At 36.5% G+C, this 19,826-nt stretch carries 18 protein-coding genes and 7 tRNA genes; 14 read left to right on the top strand and 11 right to left on the bottom strand.

The features are described 5' to 3' along the window. Positions 1-24: 24 nt before the first annotated feature. From GQR59_RS12200 to ccoN, 8 genes are all read right to left on the bottom strand, one after another. Positions 25-702: a sulfite exporter TauE/SafE family protein gene (locus GQR59_RS12200; RefSeq protein ID WP_160063106.1), complete on the bottom strand. Its 678-nt coding sequence runs from the start codon at positions 700-702 to the stop codon at positions 25-27. Continuing rightward, positions 692-943, bottom strand: a complete 252-nt coding sequence (gene ccoS / locus GQR59_RS12195) for a cbb3-type cytochrome oxidase assembly protein CcoS (protein WP_160063104.1) — start codon at positions 941-943, stop codon at positions 692-694. Before ccoS ends, GQR59_RS12200 begins: the two co-directional genes overlap by 11 nt. Next, positions 940-3,363: a heavy metal translocating P-type ATPase gene (locus tag GQR59_RS12190; RefSeq protein WP_160063102.1), complete on the bottom strand. Its 2,424-nt coding sequence runs from the start codon at positions 3,361-3,363 to the stop codon at positions 940-942. The genes ccoS and GQR59_RS12190 overlap by 4 nt, the downstream gene beginning before the upstream one ends. Beyond that, positions 3,364-3,840 (bottom strand): FixH family protein, encoded by a 477-nt coding sequence (locus GQR59_RS12185; protein ID WP_160063100.1) that lies wholly within the window; start codon positions 3,838-3,840, stop codon positions 3,364-3,366. Between the two features lie 139 nt (positions 3,841-3,979). Beyond that, positions 3,980-4,939 carry a cytochrome-c oxidase, cbb3-type subunit III gene (ccoP, locus tag GQR59_RS12180; RefSeq protein WP_160063098.1) on the bottom strand — a complete coding sequence of 320 codons (960 nt, stop codon included), beginning with the start codon at positions 4,937-4,939 and terminating at the stop codon, positions 3,980-3,982. Beyond that, complete coding sequence (locus tag GQR59_RS12175) at positions 4,939-5,130, bottom strand: cbb3-type cytochrome oxidase subunit 3 (RefSeq protein ID WP_160063096.1); 192 nt, start codon at positions 5,128-5,130, stop codon at positions 4,939-4,941. The genes ccoP and GQR59_RS12175 overlap by 1 nt, the downstream gene beginning before the upstream one ends. Positions 5,131-5,177: 47 nt before the next feature. After that, positions 5,178-5,816, bottom strand: a complete 639-nt coding sequence (ccoO, locus tag GQR59_RS12170) for a cytochrome-c oxidase, cbb3-type subunit II (RefSeq protein WP_160063094.1) — start codon at positions 5,814-5,816, stop codon at positions 5,178-5,180. A 14-nt stretch (positions 5,817-5,830) separates the two neighbouring features. Next, positions 5,831-7,261: a cytochrome-c oxidase, cbb3-type subunit I gene (gene ccoN / locus GQR59_RS12165; protein ID WP_160063092.1), complete on the bottom strand. Its 1,431-nt coding sequence runs from the start codon at positions 7,259-7,261 to the stop codon at positions 5,831-5,833. A 220-nt stretch (positions 7,262-7,481) separates the two neighbouring features. On the opposite strand from ccoN, the gene GQR59_RS12160 reads away from it, so the two are divergent. From GQR59_RS12160 to GQR59_RS12110, 11 genes are all read left to right on the top strand, one after another. Further along, on the top strand, positions 7,482-7,973 hold the full coding sequence (locus GQR59_RS12160; RefSeq protein ID WP_160063090.1) for a hypothetical protein: 492 nt from the start codon (positions 7,482-7,484) through the stop codon (positions 7,971-7,973). A 594-nt stretch (positions 7,974-8,567) separates the two neighbouring features. Next, positions 8,568-9,131 carry a sigma-70 family RNA polymerase sigma factor gene (locus tag GQR59_RS12155; protein WP_160063088.1) on the top strand — a complete coding sequence of 188 codons (564 nt, stop codon included), beginning with the start codon at positions 8,568-8,570 and terminating at the stop codon, positions 9,129-9,131. Continuing rightward, entirely contained in the window at positions 9,124-9,843 is a 720-nt protein-coding gene (locus GQR59_RS12150) for a DUF3379 family protein (protein WP_160063086.1), read from the top strand. Before GQR59_RS12155 ends, GQR59_RS12150 begins: the two co-directional genes overlap by 8 nt. A gap of 390 nt (positions 9,844-10,233) precedes the next feature. Continuing rightward, a tRNA-Asn gene (locus GQR59_RS12145) sits at positions 10,234-10,309 on the top strand. Between the two features lie 137 nt (positions 10,310-10,446). Further along, a tRNA-Asn gene (locus tag GQR59_RS12140) sits at positions 10,447-10,522 on the top strand. Positions 10,523-10,589: 67 nt separating this feature from the next. Next, positions 10,590-10,665, top strand: a tRNA-Asn gene (locus GQR59_RS12135). 67 nt (positions 10,666-10,732) lie between these two features. Next, positions 10,733-10,808, top strand: a tRNA-Asn gene (locus tag GQR59_RS12130). Positions 10,809-10,892: 84 nt separating this feature from the next. Beyond that, positions 10,893-10,981, top strand: a tRNA-OTHER gene (locus tag GQR59_RS12125). 84 nt (positions 10,982-11,065) lie between these two features. Continuing rightward, a tRNA-OTHER gene (locus GQR59_RS12120) sits at positions 11,066-11,154 on the top strand. Positions 11,155-11,238: 84 nt separating this feature from the next. Continuing rightward, a tRNA-OTHER gene (locus GQR59_RS12115) sits at positions 11,239-11,327 on the top strand. Positions 11,328-11,809: 482 nt separating this feature from the next. Further along, positions 11,810-12,616: an ankyrin repeat domain-containing protein gene (locus tag GQR59_RS12110; protein WP_160063084.1), complete on the top strand. Its 807-nt coding sequence runs from the start codon at positions 11,810-11,812 to the stop codon at positions 12,614-12,616. A gap of 181 nt (positions 12,617-12,797) precedes the next feature. Here GQR59_RS12110 and GQR59_RS12105 read toward each other — a convergent pair whose 3' ends face one another. From GQR59_RS12105 to GQR59_RS12095, 3 genes are read right to left on the bottom strand one after another with little or no spacing between them, the layout of a single operon-like run. Further along, positions 12,798-13,859, bottom strand: coding sequence for a FecCD family ABC transporter permease (locus GQR59_RS12105; RefSeq protein WP_160063082.1), 1,062 nt, complete (start codon positions 13,857-13,859; stop codon positions 12,798-12,800). Then, a complete protein-coding gene (locus tag GQR59_RS12100; protein WP_160063080.1) occupies positions 13,859-14,839 on the bottom strand; it encodes an ABC transporter substrate-binding protein in 981 nt (326 codons plus the stop codon). Before GQR59_RS12100 ends, GQR59_RS12105 begins: the two co-directional genes overlap by 1 nt. Before the next feature lie 6 nt (positions 14,840-14,845). Beyond that, the gene (locus tag GQR59_RS12095) at positions 14,846-15,706 is read right to left on the bottom strand and encodes an ABC transporter ATP-binding protein (RefSeq protein WP_160063078.1); all 861 of its coding nucleotides are present in this window, start codon (positions 15,704-15,706) and stop codon (positions 14,846-14,848) included. A gap of 379 nt (positions 15,707-16,085) precedes the next feature. Here GQR59_RS12095 and GQR59_RS12090 point away from each other — a divergent pair, with 379 nt between their 5' ends. The 3 genes from GQR59_RS12090 (at position 16,086) to GQR59_RS12080 (ending at position 19,634) form a co-directional block, all read left to right on the top strand. Next, on the top strand, positions 16,086-17,303 hold the full coding sequence (locus GQR59_RS12090) for an ammonium transporter (RefSeq protein ID WP_160063076.1): 1,218 nt from the start codon (positions 16,086-16,088) through the stop codon (positions 17,301-17,303). A gap of 264 nt (positions 17,304-17,567) precedes the next feature. Next, complete coding sequence (gene upp / locus GQR59_RS12085; RefSeq protein WP_160063074.1) at positions 17,568-18,194, top strand: uracil phosphoribosyltransferase; 627 nt, start codon at positions 17,568-17,570, stop codon at positions 18,192-18,194. A 165-nt stretch (positions 18,195-18,359) separates the two neighbouring features. Then, positions 18,360-19,634 carry a uracil-xanthine permease family protein gene (locus tag GQR59_RS12080; RefSeq protein WP_160063072.1) on the top strand — a complete coding sequence of 425 codons (1,275 nt, stop codon included), beginning with the start codon at positions 18,360-18,362 and terminating at the stop codon, positions 19,632-19,634. The last annotated feature ends 192 nt before the right edge of the window (positions 19,635-19,826 follow it).

Raw genomic sequence — 19,826 nt, 5'->3', positions numbered from 1 at the left:
GGAGCATAAGGGTTACGGTAAATACTAATATAACTGTGTAAATGCAACATAAATAGTTTGAAAAGCAAATAGTGCTAATACTAATCCGCTGCCGTACCTAAACCATTTTTTATTAAGAATGTTTTTCAGTTTATGGCTTAAAGAGCCGACTAGCATCATGGCAGGTAATGTCCCTAACCCAAAGCCAAGCATGATAACTAAACCATTAAGTCCATTAGCAGTACTTATTGCCCAAACCAAAGAAGAGTATACTAAACCACAAGGTAACCATCCCCAGAAAAAGCCGAGAGGGAAAGCTAAAGCAGGGTGTTTTAGCGGTAAAAAATATTGCGCTAACGGCTTTATAAAGTGCCACAAAAACTGACCTGCTCGCTCTACTATTATCAAGCCATTCCATAATCTAGCAATATAAAATGCTAATAACAGCATCATGACGGCAGCGATAATACGTAAATAAATAAGGGATTCTTTACCACCCATCCAAATAATTAATACACTGCTACTCGCTGCAAAAATAAAGCCTGCGATAGAATAACTAGTAATACGACCTAAGTTATAAAGCAGTAGCGAGAGCAGTCCATGTTTTTGCTCAGGATTAATTGAGAAACTTAATGCACTAGCAATGCCTGAACACATACCAATACAATGACCAGCCCCTAATAAACCAATTAAAAAAGCACTGAAAAAGTCGTTAATGAGCATCTGGTTTTATATCACTTGTGTTTAAGGATTTTTTTTGAGGTGTTTTTATTTCTGATTGTTGGTCAGTTGCTTGTGCTTTTTGTATTGGTTTTGATGGTTGTACATCTTCATCAAATAAAATATTAACGCCTTCTCTATCGAGATCATCATACTGATTAGACTTCACTGTCCAAAAAAATACTATGACTGCAATAGTGACAAAGATCATCGCAATAGGAATCAATACATAGATAATATTCATTTTAATAACCTTAACGAATTGCTCACTACAATTAATGAACTGAAAGACATCCCTAGCACCGCAACGTAGGGGGGGACTAAGCCGATCACCGCTAATGGAACTATGATTAAGTTATAGCCAATAGCCCAAGCTAGGTTCTCTTTAATGATGCGTGTTGTTTGCTTAGCATTAGTCGTTAATAGGTTTATTTTACGTAAATCAGAGCCTAATAAAATAACGTCAGCACTATTTTTAGCAATATCAGTACCGCTGGCTAATGCGACAGAAATATGGGCACCTGCTAATACAGGAGCATCATTGATACCGTCCCCAATCATCATAACTTGCTGTGATTGTTGTAATGTTTCGATATGTGCTAATTTTTGTTGCGGACTAACACCTTTGACTACATTTTGAATATTTAGTTGCTTAGCGACTTGCTCACTTTTATCTGAAATATCACCAGTTAGCATGGTGGTTTCTAAATTATTTCTATGACAAAAATCAACCAAATCTTTTGCTGATTCACGAATTTCATCACCTAATTCAAAGGTTGCAATTAATTGTTGATCGACAGTCAAATAGATTAATAACTCTTGGCTACTTAATTCTCTAGTCACTCCACAGAACGCTGCATGACCTAATTTCACTTGTGATTTTTGACCACCATCTTCCCAAGTTGCTTGTAAGCCTTGACCTGGGATATTTTCAATATTATTTAATATTAATGTTTGGTTCTTTAATTGAGTGAAAGCAACTGCGATAGGGTGTTCAGAGTTCATCTCAAGATTGGCTGCAAGGTTAATACATTGTTGCTTATTATAATGCTTCTTAGTCATATCTGTTGGATATAAATGTGCTTTTAGTAATTTAAAGTCACCTTGCGTTAATGTACCTGTTTTATCAAAAACAACATGGTGTATTTTGTTGACCGTTTCTAATACGTGATGTTGCTTAATTAAAATACCTTGTTTATTAAGCTGCGCAGTTGCACAGGTTAAAGCGGTAGGCGTTGCCAGAGATAATGCACAAGGGCAAGTGGCCACCAACACAGAGAGAGTGATCCAAAAAGCTTGGTCAGGATCAATAATGCTCCAGCTAATATAAGTAAGTGTTGCAACTAACAATAATGCGGCGACAAAGTAACGAGATACCGTATCAGCGAGCACTTCAATATGTGGTTTATTTTGTTGCGCGCTATTTTGTAATTGTATGATATCTGATATCAACGTGTTGTTGCCTATGTTGACAACTTCGATAGTCAATACACTACTTATATTCACTGTGCCTGCGTAAACAGTATCCTGTGTTTTTTTGAAAACAGGTAAATGCTCACCGGTAAGCATTGACTCTTCAATATTGCTTTGACCATCAATAATGATACCGTCAATGGCAATAGTTTCACCCGGTTTCACTAAAATATACTGCCCTGGTACTAGTGTTTTCGCAGGCGTTAAGTGATGACTAACAATACCATTGTTTGTTTCTAATAAGGTTGCCATGGAAGGCAGTAAACGTAATAAATTACTACTGGTTTCCGATGCTTTACGGCGAGCTCGAAGTTCTAATAAACGCCCTAATAATAGTAAGAAGGTAAACATCGATACCGATTCGAAATAAACCTCGCCTCTTCCTACGATAGTGGCATAACTGGATGCTGAATAAGCACCTAACAAAGCAATAGAAATAGGGATGTCCATGCCCAATGTTTTGTTACGAATATTACGCCATGCATTCACATAAAAAGGCTGTGCACTGTATAAAAGAACTGGCGTTGCAAGTATAAAACTAACCCACCTGAAGTAGGTAATAAACTCTTGTTGCATACCCGAAAAGAAGTCTGCGTATAAGGCAATGGCAAACATCATTACCTGCATAGTCGCAAGGCCCGCTAATCCTAATCTACGTAAGTAAGATTTTACTTGTTTAGTATAAAACAGTTCTTGTTGGTTAACTTGGAAAGGGTAGGCTTTGTAACCAATACGTTGGATTTGTTCTAGTATTTTACTGAGTACCAGTTGTTCATTATCCCAACGAATTACAGCTCGATTTAATGTGGTATTCACATTAACAAAAATAAGGCCGGGTAAAAAGCGTAATTGTTTTTCAATGAGCCAAGCACAAGCCGCACAACTAATGCCTTCAATAGTTAATGTTATTTCAGTGGTGTTGCCATTTTGTTTTATAAAGTCGAGTTGAATTTGTTCAATATCATAATGTTCAAGTTGTTGCAGCTCATCAGGGATTAACGACTCTCCTTTAGCTGCAACCTCTGTTCTGTGCTCATAATAAGAGCTTAAGCCACTATCAACAATTGTTTGTGCCACTGCCTGACAACCTGGGCAGCACATCGTTTGTTGCTCTCCATTAATCAGAACCTGAAAACTAGCATTTGTTGGATTAGGCTCTCCACAGTGAAAGCATTGACTTACTTGTTGCATTTATAATGCTATTTTTTCAGATGGAAAAACTACTTTCTTTTCTAAGCGCCATTTCTTATCAAAAGGTTCAAGGCGAAGTGACCATTTACCCACTAATGGCTGGTCTGTTTCAAAATGATAATTACCTTCTGCATCTGCTGTTAACATGGCAAGTTTGTCGCGTTTAGATTGAGTTGAATGAAATAAAGAGAAGCTGATCGACGTATTTGTTTCTAACCCCTTCATTTTGATTAATAAGCCATCTGCTTGTTGTACGACTTCAGCAGACAGGCCTAATTTTTTAGCATTAGTTAGTAAGCTTAAATCTGCATTAATAGCTTTTCCTGTTTTATAATAATCATCCACAACCATATCGGGTTTATTATCAGAAGCGATAATGAAAGTGCTGATACCTGCAACAACAGCTGCCATTGGTAAAATAATTAAAAACCAAGGCCAAAATTGTTTAAACCAAGATTTTTTTACTTCTGTTTGCATGACAATTCCTGTTATTAAAAGTAGGGTGAGGCAATACGCGATAATCTAGCATTTATGACGAATTTTAGCTATAAAAAAGCCTCGATTAACGAGGCTTTAAATGTCCACTTTAATACGCTAAGCAGCGATTAAATTTGACTTATTTTGGTTGTGATAAAGAGTAAACAAATGCAGAGATTAATTGGATTTTATCTTCGCCTAATACATCTTTCCAAGCTGGCATTACACCATTTCGGCCATTACGTAATGTATCTTCAACTGCTTTACGCGAACCACCGTATAACCAAACTTTATCCGTAAGGTTAGGTGCGCCAAATGCATGTAAACCTTTACCATCAGCACCGTGACATGCTGCACAAACTACAAAGCGTTCTGCACCAGCTTGTGCATCAATGTCATTTACACGACGACCACTTAGTTGTAATACATAACTTGTTACTTCTTTTATGCCATCTTCGCCTAGAATATCTTTCCAAGCAGGCATTGCTGCGTTACGACCATTCATTAACGTTTCTTTGATGGTTAATGGATCGCCACCATATAACCAATCATCATCAGTAAGGTTTGGAAAACCTTTACTACCACGTGCATCTGAACCATGACATTGAGCACAATTTTGTAGGAATAAACGTTGCCCTACTTTTACAGCTTCAGAGTCTTTAGCAATGACTTCGATATCTTTATAAACACCAGCATCGGTATAAACTAGTTGTTTAAATACTTCACCGTATTTAATTTCAGCTGCATCAATTTCACGTTGATATTGTGATTTTGATGTTTCTGCTCGTTCATCCAGCTTAGAAACGTCAGTAACGTCTTTATCTGCACTAGTCCAGTTTAAAAAACCATTCCAATTTGCAGTATAACTAGGGAAAGCAATTGAATAAATTAATGCGATAACAATCGTAAACCAAAATAAACCAACCCACCATTTCGGTAATGGATTATTCAGTTCTTGAATACCATCAAAGGTATGAGGCATTGGTTCGCCTTCTTTAACGCCTGTGTTATTTGAATTTGCTGCTTTAAGAAGTACTGCACAACCGATGATGACGGTTAACGTAATGACAGATATCCATATTGTCCAAAAAATGCTCATTATTTTTTAGCTCCTGTATGTTCGCTTGAGGTGCTTTCATACTGTGTTGAGTCCAGATCATCTTCCAAAATAGAGTTACCCATTTCTTCAAATGACTTTTTTTGTTTTTTACTGTAGGCCCATAAAATCAACCCAACGAAAATAATAATTAAAAATAATGTATATAATCCGTTAAAAGTTCCAAAATCCATATAGCCTCCAGTAGCCTAAAGTGCCTATTGCTAGGCACTAACTTTAATTATTTAAACGCATGACCAAGTGATTGTAAGTATGCAATTAATGCTTGCATCTCAGTTTTACCTTCAACTGCTGCTTTCGCACCTGCAATATCTTGTTCAGTATAGATTGGTTGCATTACCCCATTTTCATCTTTATGACCTTGTCCTTTAGTCAACATGTTGAAAATCTCTAATTTACGGGCGGTATCTTCACCTGTTAACAAATCAGTTGCTAACCATGGGAAACCAGGCATGTTTGATTGAGATACTACGTCACGTGGGTTCATTAAATGAACTTCATGCCATGCATCAGAATAACGACCACCTACACGTGCTAAATCTGGGCCTGTACGTTTAGAGCCCCATAGGAATGGATGTTCCCAAACACTTTCACCAGCCATGCTGTAATGACCGTAACGTTCAGTCTCCGCACGGAAAGGGCGGATCATTTGGCTGTGGCACACACTACAACCTTCGCGAATATAAATATCACGACCTTCCATTTCTAAAGCTGTATATGGGCGTAAAGTATCAACCGGTGTATTGGTTTCTTTTTGGAATATTAACGGCGTAATTTGAGCTAATCCACCAAAGCTAATCGCAATGATGATTAAAATCGCTAGTAAGCCTACATTCTTTTCAATAAATTCGTGTTTCATTATTAACTCCCTGTCTACCCTAGTTCTTGAGGCTTGATAGAGCCTTCTTCAGCGACAACAGTTTTGAATGTGTTGTAAGCCATTACAAACATACCTGTTAGGAAGATGATGCCACCCACTAAACGTAATGCATAGAATGGGTAAGATTTCTCTAATGATTCAACGAAGGTATAAGTTAATGTTCCGTCTGCATTTACTGCACGCCACATTAACCCTTGCATAACACCTGAGATCCACATTGCTACTATATATAAAACAGTACCGACAGTTGCTAACCAAAAGTGTAAGTTAACCAACGCTGTGCTATACATGCCTTTTTGGCCGAATAAACGTGGAACCAAGTGGTAAATAGAACCAATTGAAACCATTGCTACCCAACCTAGTGCACCTGAGTGTACGTGACCAATTGTCCAGTCTGTATAATGCGATAAAGCATTAACCGTTTTAATTGCCATCATTGGACCTTCAAACGTAGACATACCGTAGAAAGAAAGAGAAACAACTAAGAAACGTAAAATAGGGTCTGTACGTAGTTTGTGCCATGCACCAGATAGCGTCATAATACCATTGATCATACCACCCCAAGATGGAGCAAATAAGATCAGAGACATCACCATACCTAACGATTGAGCCCAATCAGGTAATGCTGTGTAATGTAGATGATGTGGACCAGCCCAAATATAAACAGCAATTAATGCCCAGAAATGAATAATAGATAGACGGTAAGAATAAACAGGGCGGTTTGCTTGTTTAGGAACGAAATAATACATCATACCTAGAAAACCAGCTGTTAATAAGAAACCAACAGCATTATGTCCGTACCACCACTGTACCATTGCATCAACCGCACCTGCATAAACAGAATATGATTTCATCGATGACATTGAAACAGGGATCGCCATACTATTAACAATGTGCAATACAGCGACGGTTAAAATAAACGCACCAAAGAACCAATTTGCAACATAAATATGTGAGGTTTTACGTATTGCCATTGTACCAAAGAAAACCGTCGCATAAAGCACCCAAATCACTGTGATAAGTAAGTCAATTGGCCATTCTAATTCAGCGTATTCTTTTGATGTTGTGTAACCTAATGGTAATGAAATAGCTGCAGATAATATTACTAATTGCCATCCCCAAAATACGATAGAGGCTAACGGTCCACCAAACAATCTAGTTTGACAGGTACGTTGAACAACATAAAAAGAAGTGGCCATTAACGCAGACGTACCAAATGCAAAAATAACAGCATTAGTATGAAGAGGACGTAAACGACTATAAGTAAGCCATGGTGTATCAAAGTTTAAAGCTGGCCATACGAGTTGAGCTGCGATAAGCACCCCGACACTCATGCCAACGATACCCCAAAGAATGGTAGTAAGTGTAAACTGACGTACAACTTTCATGTTGTAGTCAGGTTGGATATTGGTTGCGGTTGTCATTGTGTTGATTCCATGCATGTATTTACAATGTACGTTCGTTATGACGTAAAAATAAGTATTCAATATAAATGTTTTAAGGTTAGACTGAAAACATTTATATTTGAGCCGAAGTTTACGCGACAATTAAAAAAATGAACAGATTTCCATTGATTTAATGTCAATAAAATTAATGTTTGTTTTAAAAAATGCGCGTTAACCACTATTTTTACAAGGAATTGCAATGCTTACAAAAAGTAGATTGATTCAACTAGTTAGTATGCTTAGTTTACTGATTGGTCTGTTCGTTTGGAGAACGATTGACTTATCTGAAACAGAGTCAGATAAGTCAAAAATTAATGAGCAAGCGTTAACGTTTGATGAAACTGTTTGTGATTTTGCTCAATCCTGTGTTTTTAACTCGGTATTAGGAAACTTTTTTTTGTCTGTTGATGAAGGAAAAATAGTGCCTGAGCAATGGTATAATTTGACATTGAAAAGTGATGTTAAAAATTGGCAAGTAATGAGCGCAAAAGTAGTGGGCAAAACGATGTTTATGGGACAAATCCCTATTAAATTTTCTCCGCTTGTGGAACGAGACGGGGAATTACAATCTCATGCGAAGAGCATGATAGGTGTTTGTACGGAAGATAAAATGTTGTGGCGATTGAAAATATTAATTGAGGTCGATGGTAAACCCGTTGATATACATTACGATTTTTTAATCATTAAATAAAACTCATTATATACCACTTTTAAATGAATATTATAAAGTAACTAACGCTATCTTTATTTAGTCAAAAAAAGATAGCTTGGGTAATACTATTTAAAATTGTTATAAAACCGTGATTTATCTCATTACGCAAAGTGCTATTATTAATTCATAACTCATTTAATGAATGTATATTTCATTAAACATAAAATTAATTCAGGCCGTAATGTATTTTTTTAATTTATCCAATACTTATAGCTATGGTTATTTGATTTTTTCATTAATTACAAAATTAAAACAATGTATCTAATTGGCTAATGATTTGTGTATTTAATAAAAGATAAACTAATGTTTAGTTTTAATTAAGCATCAATTTTTATTTTATACAGTGGCTAAGTCTTATTGTTTGTTTAATATTTTTAATTTTATTATTCAGCTACACCTATAGATACCGTTTTTTTTTAGAAAAAATTTCAAAAAGATTAAAAAAATTAAAATTAAGCTAAAAGCTTCAGATTTTTAAGTGTTTCGCTGTTTAGTGACCGCACTATTTATTAAGTCAAAAATTTAAATATAACCTCAGCAATACAAGGTTAAAGTAAATAATTAAGGAAAATAATGAGTTTTTTTACATTAAAGCGAAATAAAAGTGAGTCATGTGCGGTCCTTAAGGATATGAATAGAAAACAAAAACGATATGAATCATTAGTGAATGTTTATAGTGCGGATTTATACCGTTATGCATTCTGGGTGTGCCGTGATCCTGAGGTTGCTCAAGATCTGGTACAAGAAACTTGCTTACGAGCGTGGAAAAATATTGATAGTTTATTAGATGATAAATCAGCAAAAGCTTGGTTGTTTACTATTTTAAGGCGAGAAAATGCAAGGCGCTTTGAACGTAAGCAATTATCGTTGGTTGATATAGATGATTATGAAATAGCAGCAGAAGAAAATGCTAGTCCATATGACCAAGAATTGATCCAACAGAAAATAGCAGCTTTACCTGTTGAATATAAAGAACCTTTATTATTACAACTTATTGCTGGCTTTACTGCTGAAGAAATAGCAACACAACTAGATCTAAATAAAAATACTGTTTTAACACGTTTATTTAGAGCAAAGAATTTACTTAAAACTAACTTAAAAGTAGAGATTAATAATAATGGAGAAGCGCATGGATGATATTTTATTTCGTCATACTGCAATAGCGACGCCAAATGATAAGTCAGAACTGTTTTTATCACGTGCAGCAGAGTCAGATTGTGCAAAAAAATTAATAGATGAATCAAAAGCATTCGATAAACTATTAAAAAAGAACTTACAGGTTGATGTACCTAGTGATCTAACTGATAAAATAATGCTAGAGCAAAGTTTTGCTTTAGAACGTGATAAAAATATGAGTGCTCGTTGGCACATAGCAATAGCTGCATCAATTGCATTTGTAATTGGTTTAAGCTTACCTATGCTAAATAGTTTGACAGAGCATAATGGACCGTCAGATATTGGGACAATTGCTTTACAGCATGTACAACAAGAATACTTTTTAACAGCTAAAGCAAATGAAAATGCTACATTACAAACTGTTAATGCTAAATTAGCTGTTTATGGTGGGACTGCAGAATCAGATTTAGGTGAAGTGATGTTTGTTAACTACTGTAACTTTGAAGGAACTTCTGCCTTACATATGATCTTCAAAGGCGAAAAAGGTCGTGTTACTGTATTTGTTGTACCAGAAGATGGAAAATTTACACCATCAGTTGAATTTAGTAATAAACACTTAAAAGGTATTTCTGAACACGTAGGTAATGCGAGCGTCGTTATTGTAGGCGAGCCTGATGAACCACTTGAAATGATGAAAGATAAAATAAATAAAAGTATTAAGTGGGATATCTAACTGCTCTAATATTGAACAATAAAAGGGCAAGTTAGCCTATAATTGTGATTGGTTGCTTGAATTATCAGCAACCAATTTTTTTATCTGCCTTTTTTGTTGACATGATTAAACGCAAAAAATATACTGCGCCCGTCTTTAACGTGACTGAAGCAAATAAGTTTCTGGTTACACTATCAATTATATAACCAATTGATATGATAGAAGGCTAGCTATTTAAAACCATAGCAAGTTACAATTTCTCTTTAGTTCGATTTATAGTGCAATAGAGACACTGTTAATTTGTATTTAGTTTTAGTAGTGAGAAAGTTACAATTCCTCTTTAGCTCAGTTGGTAGAGCAATAGAGACACTGTTAATTTATGTTTAGATTTAATAGTGAGAAGTTTACAATTCCTCTTTAGCTCAGTTGGTAGAGCAACGGACTGTTAATCCGTGTGTCGCTGGTTCAAGCCCAGCAAGAGGAGCCACATTTAGTTAAACTTGATTATGTCGAGAGTAACGAGTCTGATAATTTGAAGACTTAAAAGAACAATTCCTCTTTAGCTCGGTTGATAGAGCAATAGAGACACTGTTAATTTAGATTTAATAGTGAGAAGTTTATAATTCCTCTTTAGCTCAGTTGGTAGAGCAACGGACTGTTAATCCGTGTGTCGCTGGTTCAAGCCCAGCAAGAGGAGCCACATTTAGTTAAACCTTTGAGTTTAACAAGTCTACAAGTTGTTAAACTTGGTGACTTAAAAAGTTAATTCCTCTTTAGCTCAGTTGGTAGAGCAACGGACTGTTAATCCGTGTGTCGCTGGTTCAAGCCCAGCAAGAGGAGCCACATTTAGTTAAACCTTTGAGTTTAACAAGTCTACATGTTGTTAAACTTGGTGACTTAAAAAGTTAATTCCTCTTTAGCTCAGTTGGTAGAGCAACGGACTGTTAATCCGTGTGTCGCTGGTTCAAGCCCAGCAAGAGGAGCCACATTAAAAATCCTGAACATTATTGTTCAGGATTTTTTTTGCCTAAAATTTATGATCTCCCTGATACATTAGCAAAAAGAACAATTCCTCTTTAGCTCAGTTGGTAGAGCAACGGACTGTCCTCTTTTGAAGGTATAGCGTGTGTCGCTGGTTCAAGCCCAGCAAGAGGAGCCACATTAAAAATCCTGAACATTATTGTTCAGGATTTTTTTTGCCTAAAATTTATGATCTCCCTGATACATTAGCAAAAAGAACAATTCCTCTTTAGCTCAGTTGGTAGAGCAACGGACTGTCCTCTTTTGAAGGTATAGCGTGTGTCGCTGGTTCAAGCCCAGCAAGAGGAGCCACATTAAAAATCCTGAACATTATTGTTCAGGATTTTTTTTGCCTAAAATTTATGATTTCCCTGATACATTAGCAAAAAGAACAATTCCTCTTTAGCTCAGTTGGTAGAGCAACGGACTGTCCTCTTTTGAAGGTATAGCGTGTGTCGCTGGTTCAAGCCCAGCAAGAGGAGCCACATTTAAAAGTCTACTCATATGAGTGGGCTAAAATTCAGGAGTAGTTCAACAGACTGTCCTATTTTTAATGCATAGCGTGTGTCGCTGGTTCAGCACAGCAAGAGGTGTTGCATTTAAAAGTCTATTCATTGAATAGGCTTTTCTCCTAAAATTCAGGAACAGTTCAACAGACTAACAAAAAAAGATTCCCCTTTAGCTTTGTTGGTAAATCAATAGGTTGTTCTACTGTGAAAGGATCGTGTGTATCAATGGTTCAGCTTAATTGAGGGGATAAAATATTTAAAGACCTACTTATTGAGTGTTTTTTGCTTAGTGGTTATGCACTTCAAGGTTGAATCTACTAACCTTTCCCTAGGGCAGTATTTGATCTCATAGAGAGGCATGGCTTAACCTACTACAGATGCAGATATCGCTATTGTAGAGATTGAAGCATAATAAAATAAATGTATTAAAGTGGTTGAAACTTATGGGAATAATTACAATGGATGTTAAAGAAAAATTATTAACAAAGCTTAAATATTTTAATAGATCTTTATTAATTATAAGTCTGTGTTTAACAAGTGCATGTAGTTTTGGAGGTAAAATTAAAAAAAATAACTATTTTGATAGTAATATGACTTTACTACTCAATGAAATCGAAAAGGGTGATAAGTTTACATCTGAACAGCTTATTCAAAATGGCTCTAATTTAAATAGTTATGGCAAAGCAGGTATTACTCCTCTTTTTTTCTTGATTATCAATAAAGACTTAAATGCTATTGAACTGGCATTACAACTTGGTGCTGATCCTAATTTTATTTCCGGTAATAATGACCATCCTATTGCTTATATTGTTGGAGATGGTAACGATAAGGTTTTAGAATTACTGCTTAAATATGGTGGAAACGCAAACGCTGTTGATCATAATGCTTACCCTGTTATCTTTAGAGCAATTGGACATGATAACTGGAACCACATCAATATGTTATTAGAGGCTGGTGCGGATTTGAATTTAACTAATAAAACTAATGATAATTCAGCTTTATATTTAACTTCACTCAATAAATTTGAAATTACTTTTAGATTAATTGAGCTAGGTGCTGATTATCATTATCCTAATAAAGTAGGTGCGACGATTGCTAATCGAATAAACAAAAAACTATCTAGAAATCTTCTTAGCCCTAAATTTGAAGCTTATGGTTGGGCTATCAAAACAAAAGAGCTCTTAATCAGTAAGGGAGTTGAGTTTCCTCCATACTCACCGAAAGAAATACGTGAAAGAATAAAAAATGAACAATCTATTAATTAAATTAATAGATTGTTTATTGGCTTGAAAGGTGTTGATGATAATGAACTTAAACAGCAAGAAGTGTTGTTTATTGGTATTAATCAATAGTAATTAAGCAGCTTATTATTAGTAAACGGGCTACATGCCATCGTCTTATGAACGATATTATATCCGTAAATATTTTCCTTAAAATTTACCAACTTTAAAAAGCCATATTACGACGTTGTCGCATTAAGAAGACAAAAGCGATGCCGCCTGCTAAGCCCGTTAAAATACCTATTGGCATATCTTCTGGTGGAATAATAATTCTTGCCACTATGTCTGCAAAAACTAAAAATAATGCGCCTAGCAAAGCCGATAATGGTAAAATTTTACGGTAGTCTCCACCCACTAACAAACGCACAATATGAGGCACCATTAACCCTACAAAACCGATTACACCTGAGAAAGCAACAGCGGCACCTGTTAGCAGTGCACACACTACAATAACAATTAAGCGGAAGCGTTGTACAGGTACACCTAATGTGCTGGCAGTCTCATCGCCTAGCATCATGGCATTTAGGTATCTTGCTTTATAAATAAGGTAGCTTGCCCCTAGTAATAAAGTAATAAATGGAAACCAAAGTTGATTCCATTGTGCTAACCCTAATCCACCCAACATCCAGAATATGACGGTATGTGATGCGCGATGATCTCCCATGAAAATAAATAAGTTACCTAATGCAGTGAGTACAAATGCGACCGCTACGCCTGCAAGCACTAATCTACCTGCACTATTAGCCATAGAGAAATTAGCCACGCCTAATACTAGAAACATAGCAAATAAAGCTCCAATAAAGGCGAATACAGGCACGGTTACCAATCCTAAAATCATACCAGTGTGTAGCAAAGCAATAATCGCTCCTAAGGCAGCACCCGAGGAAATTCCTAGCAAATGAGGATCAGCAAGTGGGTTACGTGTGATCGATTGTAAGGCCGCACCAACCAAAGCAAGCGTCGCTCCTACAATGGCTGCTAAAATAGTACGAGGGAAACGGACTGCCCACACAATATTTTCACGTCCTATAGACCAATTGGGCAAGGTATTGGAGAAAGGTAGCTTATGAGCTATGACTCCCCACACAGTGGATTGTGATATGGGTACAGAACCAACACCAATGGCAATACCCATGGAAATAATAAGTAATGCAGTCATCATTATTAATAGTAAGCCTAAAGGCATATTTGAAAGGCTTAGTCTTTTGGGAACAGTTATTTTCTGCATTATTTTTTTCTAAAGGCATTAGCTAAACGTTTAATCGCTTGGATATTACGTGGTCCTGGCGTGGCTTCAACATATTCTAAAATGACAAAGTGATTATTCTTTACTGCTGGAATATCCTTTAGCCCTGGATGACTACGTAAAAAGTCAATTTTTTGCTGTGCAGTGACATCCCCATAGTTAACAATCACAATAACTTCAGGCGCGCGGTCTATTACTGATTCCCAACCGACTTGTATCCAGCTTTTTTGTACATCATCAATAATGTTTTTACCGCCAGCTGCTTCAATTAATGCTGTCGGCATACCGAACATTCCTGCTGTAAAAGGTTGTTCTTCACCTGAATCATAGACAAAAACTTTAGTTGGGTGTTCAAGTGGAGACAAGCTAGTTTGGAAATCTGTTAATTCTTTTTTATAACTAGCCACTAATTTATTGGCTCGTTTTTCAACATTAAAGATACGACCTAAATTTATCAGATCATTATAAAGATCATCCATTGAAACTTTAGGTTTTTTCATAATATGAACGCAGCTTTCACTTAATTCATAAACCTTAATACCTAATGGTGCTAATGTATCAGGAGTGACACCTCCACCAACTTGCATACCATAGTTCCAACCTGCAAAATAAAAATCGGTATCTGCACCTAGTAAGACTTCTTTGCTTGGGTATTTAGGTGAAAGCTCTGGTAATTCACCGATGCCTGCACGTAAAATAGGATCCAGTGTTTTCCAACCTGAAATGCCTGTTACACCTACCATATTGTCTTGTAAATTAAGTGCTAACATCATTTCTGTTAAATTAACGTCATTTGAAACAGCTGCTTTTGGCTTGTGATCAAAAGTGACAATACGATCGCAGCTTTCTACATTAATAGGGTAATGCTGTGTCTCGCTCTGCGTTGCATATACGGTATTGGCTAATAAGCTTGTTAATATAATGGCTGTATATTTATTAAATGGGGCACTGACGTGATTCATGCTTAGTTAATCCTGTTGGTTATCCGTATAAAAAGAAAATCGCGGACGATGTGTTATTGGATGTCTATCTATAATAGTTTTTACTTCGAACACATGTTCAATCTGCTGTTCTGTAAAGGCTTCATATGCTGCTGAATAGGCTTGCATCTGCCCATCTTTCATCATCAGTACACGATCTGCATAAGCAGCTGCCAACGACAGATCATGTAAAGATACAATAACCGTGCAAGGTAGTGTTGCTAGTAGTTCGAGCACTTCAAGTTGGTGACGTATATCTAAATGATTGGTAGGCTCGTCGAGAATAAGTATATCGGGGCCTTGCACCAAAGCACGAGCAATCATGACGCGTTGTCGCTCGCCACCGGATAAAGAACTGAAGTTACGCTCCATAAGGTGAGATACATCCAATAATGCTAATGCATCTTTAATTGCTTCACTATCAGCAGCAGTTCGTTTCCAACTAGTTGATTTAGGCGTTAGCCCAATTTCAACCATTTCAAATACACTCAAACCAAATTCTGCCCCTGTATCTTGTAATACCGTTGCAATACGCTGAGCACAGCTGCGGGCAGGTAATGACCAAATATCTTTCCCATCCATTAATACTTGACCTGAAGAAGGTTTATTCACACGATATAAGCAACGTAATAAACTTGTTTTACCTGACCCATTTGGACCTACTACCGCTACGAATTCAGCAGCTTTAACAGTCATACTGATAGGATGCAATAAAGGAGTATGTCGATAGGGAGACCAAGCTAAATTGCTTAATTTAAGTGATGCAGGCTTACAGCCTATAAAGCATGGTAAAGATGCTATATTTTCTGACTTCTTTCTGTCGTTATTAAGTAATGGATTATTTAGCAAAGCAAGTAGAGTCCTATAACGACCAAAGTGTTAAAAACTAGAAGTTTAAAAGTGCATAAATATTAAATAGGACTATACGTAAGGCATTTTATATAAACAAGTACAGTGCCTTGAGTAATTTTCATTATCAATTGAAATTAATCAATATAGGAACCTCATAAGTACATTGATATTTTTTATTTAACCTGAATTAACTTAAGTAAATATCTTGTTTTTCTAAAAAGAACAAACCATCACATTGTACTTAATAACATTTTTCTTTCGATTGTTGATTTTGAATCAAATAAACCACATAAAACGATATAAAACTATGTTAAGTAGGGGGCCGATAAGTTATGGTTCTGCACAATTTTTTTTAAGGACTTTTGAGAGGGAATTTATGGAGTCAGTGCAAAATCACGTAACAGCATTAATCAGTAGTGCAGATACATTATTTATATTACTAGGTGCAATCATGGTTTTTGCCATGCACGCAGGCTTTGCTTTTTTAGAAGTCGGTACCGTTCGTCACAAAAACCAAGTTAATGCATTAGTTAAAATTATGTCCGACTTTGGTGTGTCTGCTTTAGTTTATTTCTTCTTCGGTTATTGGTTAGCATATGGCGTAACGTTTTTTGATGGCGCAGCAGTACTCGCTGAAAATAATGGTTATGAGCTAGTTAAATTTTTCTTTTTAATGACTTTTGCGGCTGCTATTCCTGCGATTATTTCTGGAGGTGTTGCTGAACGCGCTAAATTTAATCCGATGTTAATTGCCGCTGCATTATGTGTTGGTCTTGTTTACCCTTTCTTTGAAGGTCTTATCTGGAATGGTAACTATGGATTCCAAGATTGGTTAGAAGCTAACTTTGGTGCTGCCTTCCATGATTTTGCAGGCTCTATTGTTGTGCATGCAGTGGGTGGTTGGATTGCTTTTGCTGCGATTATTGTTTTAGGTAGTCGTAATGGTCGTTACCGTAACGGTAAAGTGGTTGCTTTTGCACCATCGAATATCCCATTACTTGCTTTAGGCGCATGGATATTGTCTATCGGTTGGTTTGGTTTTAATGTGATGTCTGCACAAGCAATTGAAGGCATTAGCGGATTAGTTGCGATGAACTCTTTAATGGCAATGGTTGGCGGTATTATTAGTTCTCTCGTGATTGGTAAAAAAGATCCTGGTTTCATTCATAATGGACCGTTAGCAGGTTTAGTCGCTGTTTGTGCTGGTTCTGATTTAATGCATCCTATTGGTGCTTTAATGACAGGCTTAGTCGCTGGTGGATTATTTGTTTGGGTATTTACCTACGTACAAAATAAATTTGCTAGCTTTGATGATGTGTTAGGGGTATGGCCATTGCATGGACTTTGTGGTTTATGGGGCGGTGTTGCTGCAGGTATCTTCGGGCTAGAAAGCTTCGGTGGTTTAGGTGGCGTGACCTTTATGAGTCAATTGGTTGGTTCTATCGCAGGTGTATTGTTTGCGGTTGTTGGTGGCTTTATTGTTTATAAGGTTATTAATGCCATTATGCCTGTTCGCCTTAGTGAAGAAGATGAATTTAATGGTGCAGATGTCGCGATTCATAAAATTGGTGCGACTAACTTAAATAATAACTAGGTTTTATATTATTTTTTACGGTATTCATTGCACTATTTTTTATATTCTGGAACGCTCATTGAAGTGCACATTTAGAATGTTGAAATGTTGAAATGATTTTAAATCAAAAGGCTAAGAAGAAATTCTTGGCCTTTTTGCTTTAAAAATTAACTAATTTTAACAAAAAAGTACGTTTTCAATTTATAATGATGCAGCACATAATTTGATTCATTTTATATTGTTATTATCAGCCGATTTTAAATTTTACCCATTTGGAGAGTTATCATGAAAGTAGTTGAAGTAAAACATCCCCTGATCCAACATAAATTAGGTTTATTACGTGAAGCGGATATTAGTACCAAACGTTTTCGTGAGTTAGCGCGTGAAGTTGCGAGCTTATTAACCTACGAAGCAACTAAAGATTTAGAGCTAGAGCCTGTCACAATCCAAGGTTGGGAAGGAGAGTTAGAAGTTCAACAAATTGCAGGTAAAAAAGTAACGGTAGTGCCTATTTTACGTGCGGGTTTAGGCATGATGGATGGCGTTTTAGATTATATTCCAAGTGCAAAAGTAAGTGTTGTTGGTATCTACCGTGATGAAGAAACGCTAGAGCCTGTTCCTTATTTCCAAAAATTAGTGAGTCAAATTGATCAACGTTTAGCGTTAGTGGTAGACCCAATGCTAGCAACGGGCGGTTCAATGATTTCAACATTAGACCTTATCAAAGAAAGTGGTTGTACTAATATTAAAGTCTTAATTTTAGTGGCTGCACCAGAAGGTTTAAAAGCATTAGAAGCATTACACCCTGATATTGAAGTCTATACAGCTTCTATTGATTCTCACCTGAATGAAAGTGGTTACATCGTTCCGGGTTTAGGTGATGCTGGCGATAAAATATTTGGTACTAAATAGGCCGTATAAAAAACTGATAATTAGTGCTAAGCAATAAGTACTAAAGGTAATCAATAAGGTAATTCATCGCCTTATCAAAATATTGAGCATGTTTATTTAACAGAATGTTTCAGTCTACGTGCTCAAAGAAAACTTTTAACTGCAAATTATTAAAGGGAATTATTCATGTCTGACATCGCCTCAGAAGAACAATCCAAACAACCTGAACACGATATTACTGCCAACCTTAATGTATTTCAGCAATTACTAGCGGGTTCTCAAATGTTATTTGTTGCCTTTGGTGCATTGGTATTAATGCCTTTGATCACGGGTTTAGATCCTAATGTTGCTCTATTTACTGCTGGTATTGGGACGTTGTTGTTTCATCTAGTGACCAAAGGTCAAGTACCTATCTTCTTAGCCTCTTCTTTTGCTTTTATTGCACCGATTGCTTATGGCGTTCAAACGTGGGGTATTCCAGCCACTATGTCTGGTTTATTTGCCGCGGGTGTTGTTTACATGCTGATGTCTTTCGCTGTAAAACTTAAGGGTGTTGAATTTATTCATCGTTTATTACCGCCTGTTGTTGTCGGGCCAGTGATCATGGTGATTGGCCTTGGTTTAGCCCCTGTTGCTGTGAATATGGCATTGGGTAAAACCGGTGATGCAAGCATGGTTTTGATTGATCAAAATACCGCTATGATCATCTCTTTTGCGTCTTTAATTACTACCTTGATCGTCTCGACATTGGCAAAAGGTATTTTTAAACTAGTGCCTATTTTTTGTGGTGTGATTGTTGGTTACTTGTTATCGCTGTTTTTTGGTATTTTAGATTTCACTGTGATATCTAATGCAGCATGGTTAAGTGTTCCACAATTTGTTGCACCTGAATGGAATTGGCATGCCGTGTTATTTATGATTCCTGTTGCTATTGCACCTGCCGTAGAGCATGTTGGTGATATTCTTGCCATCAGTAATGTCACGGGTAAAAACTACCTGAAGAAACCTGGGTTACATCGCACCTTATTTGGTGATGGTATTGCGACTAGTGCTGCATCATTGTTTGGTGGTCCACCTAATACAACTTACTCTGAAGTAACTGGCGCGGTTATGTTGACGCGTAACTTTAATCCTAAAATTATGATGTGGGCGGCGGTTATTGCTATTCTACTTGCCTTTGTTGGTAAGTTTGGTGCGGTATTACAAACGATTCCTGGTGCGGTAATGGGCGGTATCATGATGTTGTTATTTGGTACGATTGCCTCTGTGGGTTTAAATACGATGATCCGTCATCGAGTTGATTTATCGCAACCACGTAATATGTGTATTGTATCGGTTACCTTGGTGTTTGGTATTGGTGGAATGGCTTTAGGGATTGGTTCATTTAGCTTACAAGGTGTCAGCCTTTGTGGGATAGTGGCTATTTTACTTAACCTAGTATTGCCGCGTCATCGAGCATAATGCATTGTCGTTAATGTAGGTTGTAAAAGTAAGGGGGCATTCGTGCTCCTTACTTATTTTTGAATCTAACACTTAACCTTCATCTTTTCAGTGTTTATCTTAATATGTATGTTTGCCATTAACTCTTTACCATCAAAAAATTAACCTCATTAAGTTATCGTTTATTCTCATAAATAATGACCTTTTCTAATA

The organism is Psychromonas sp. L1A2, assembly GCF_009828855.1.
Classification (GTDB): Bacteria; Pseudomonadota; Gammaproteobacteria; order Enterobacterales; family Psychromonadaceae; genus Psychromonas.
The sequence above is the reverse complement of the archived record's forward strand: the minus strand, read 5'-3'. Positions and strand labels throughout refer to the sequence as shown.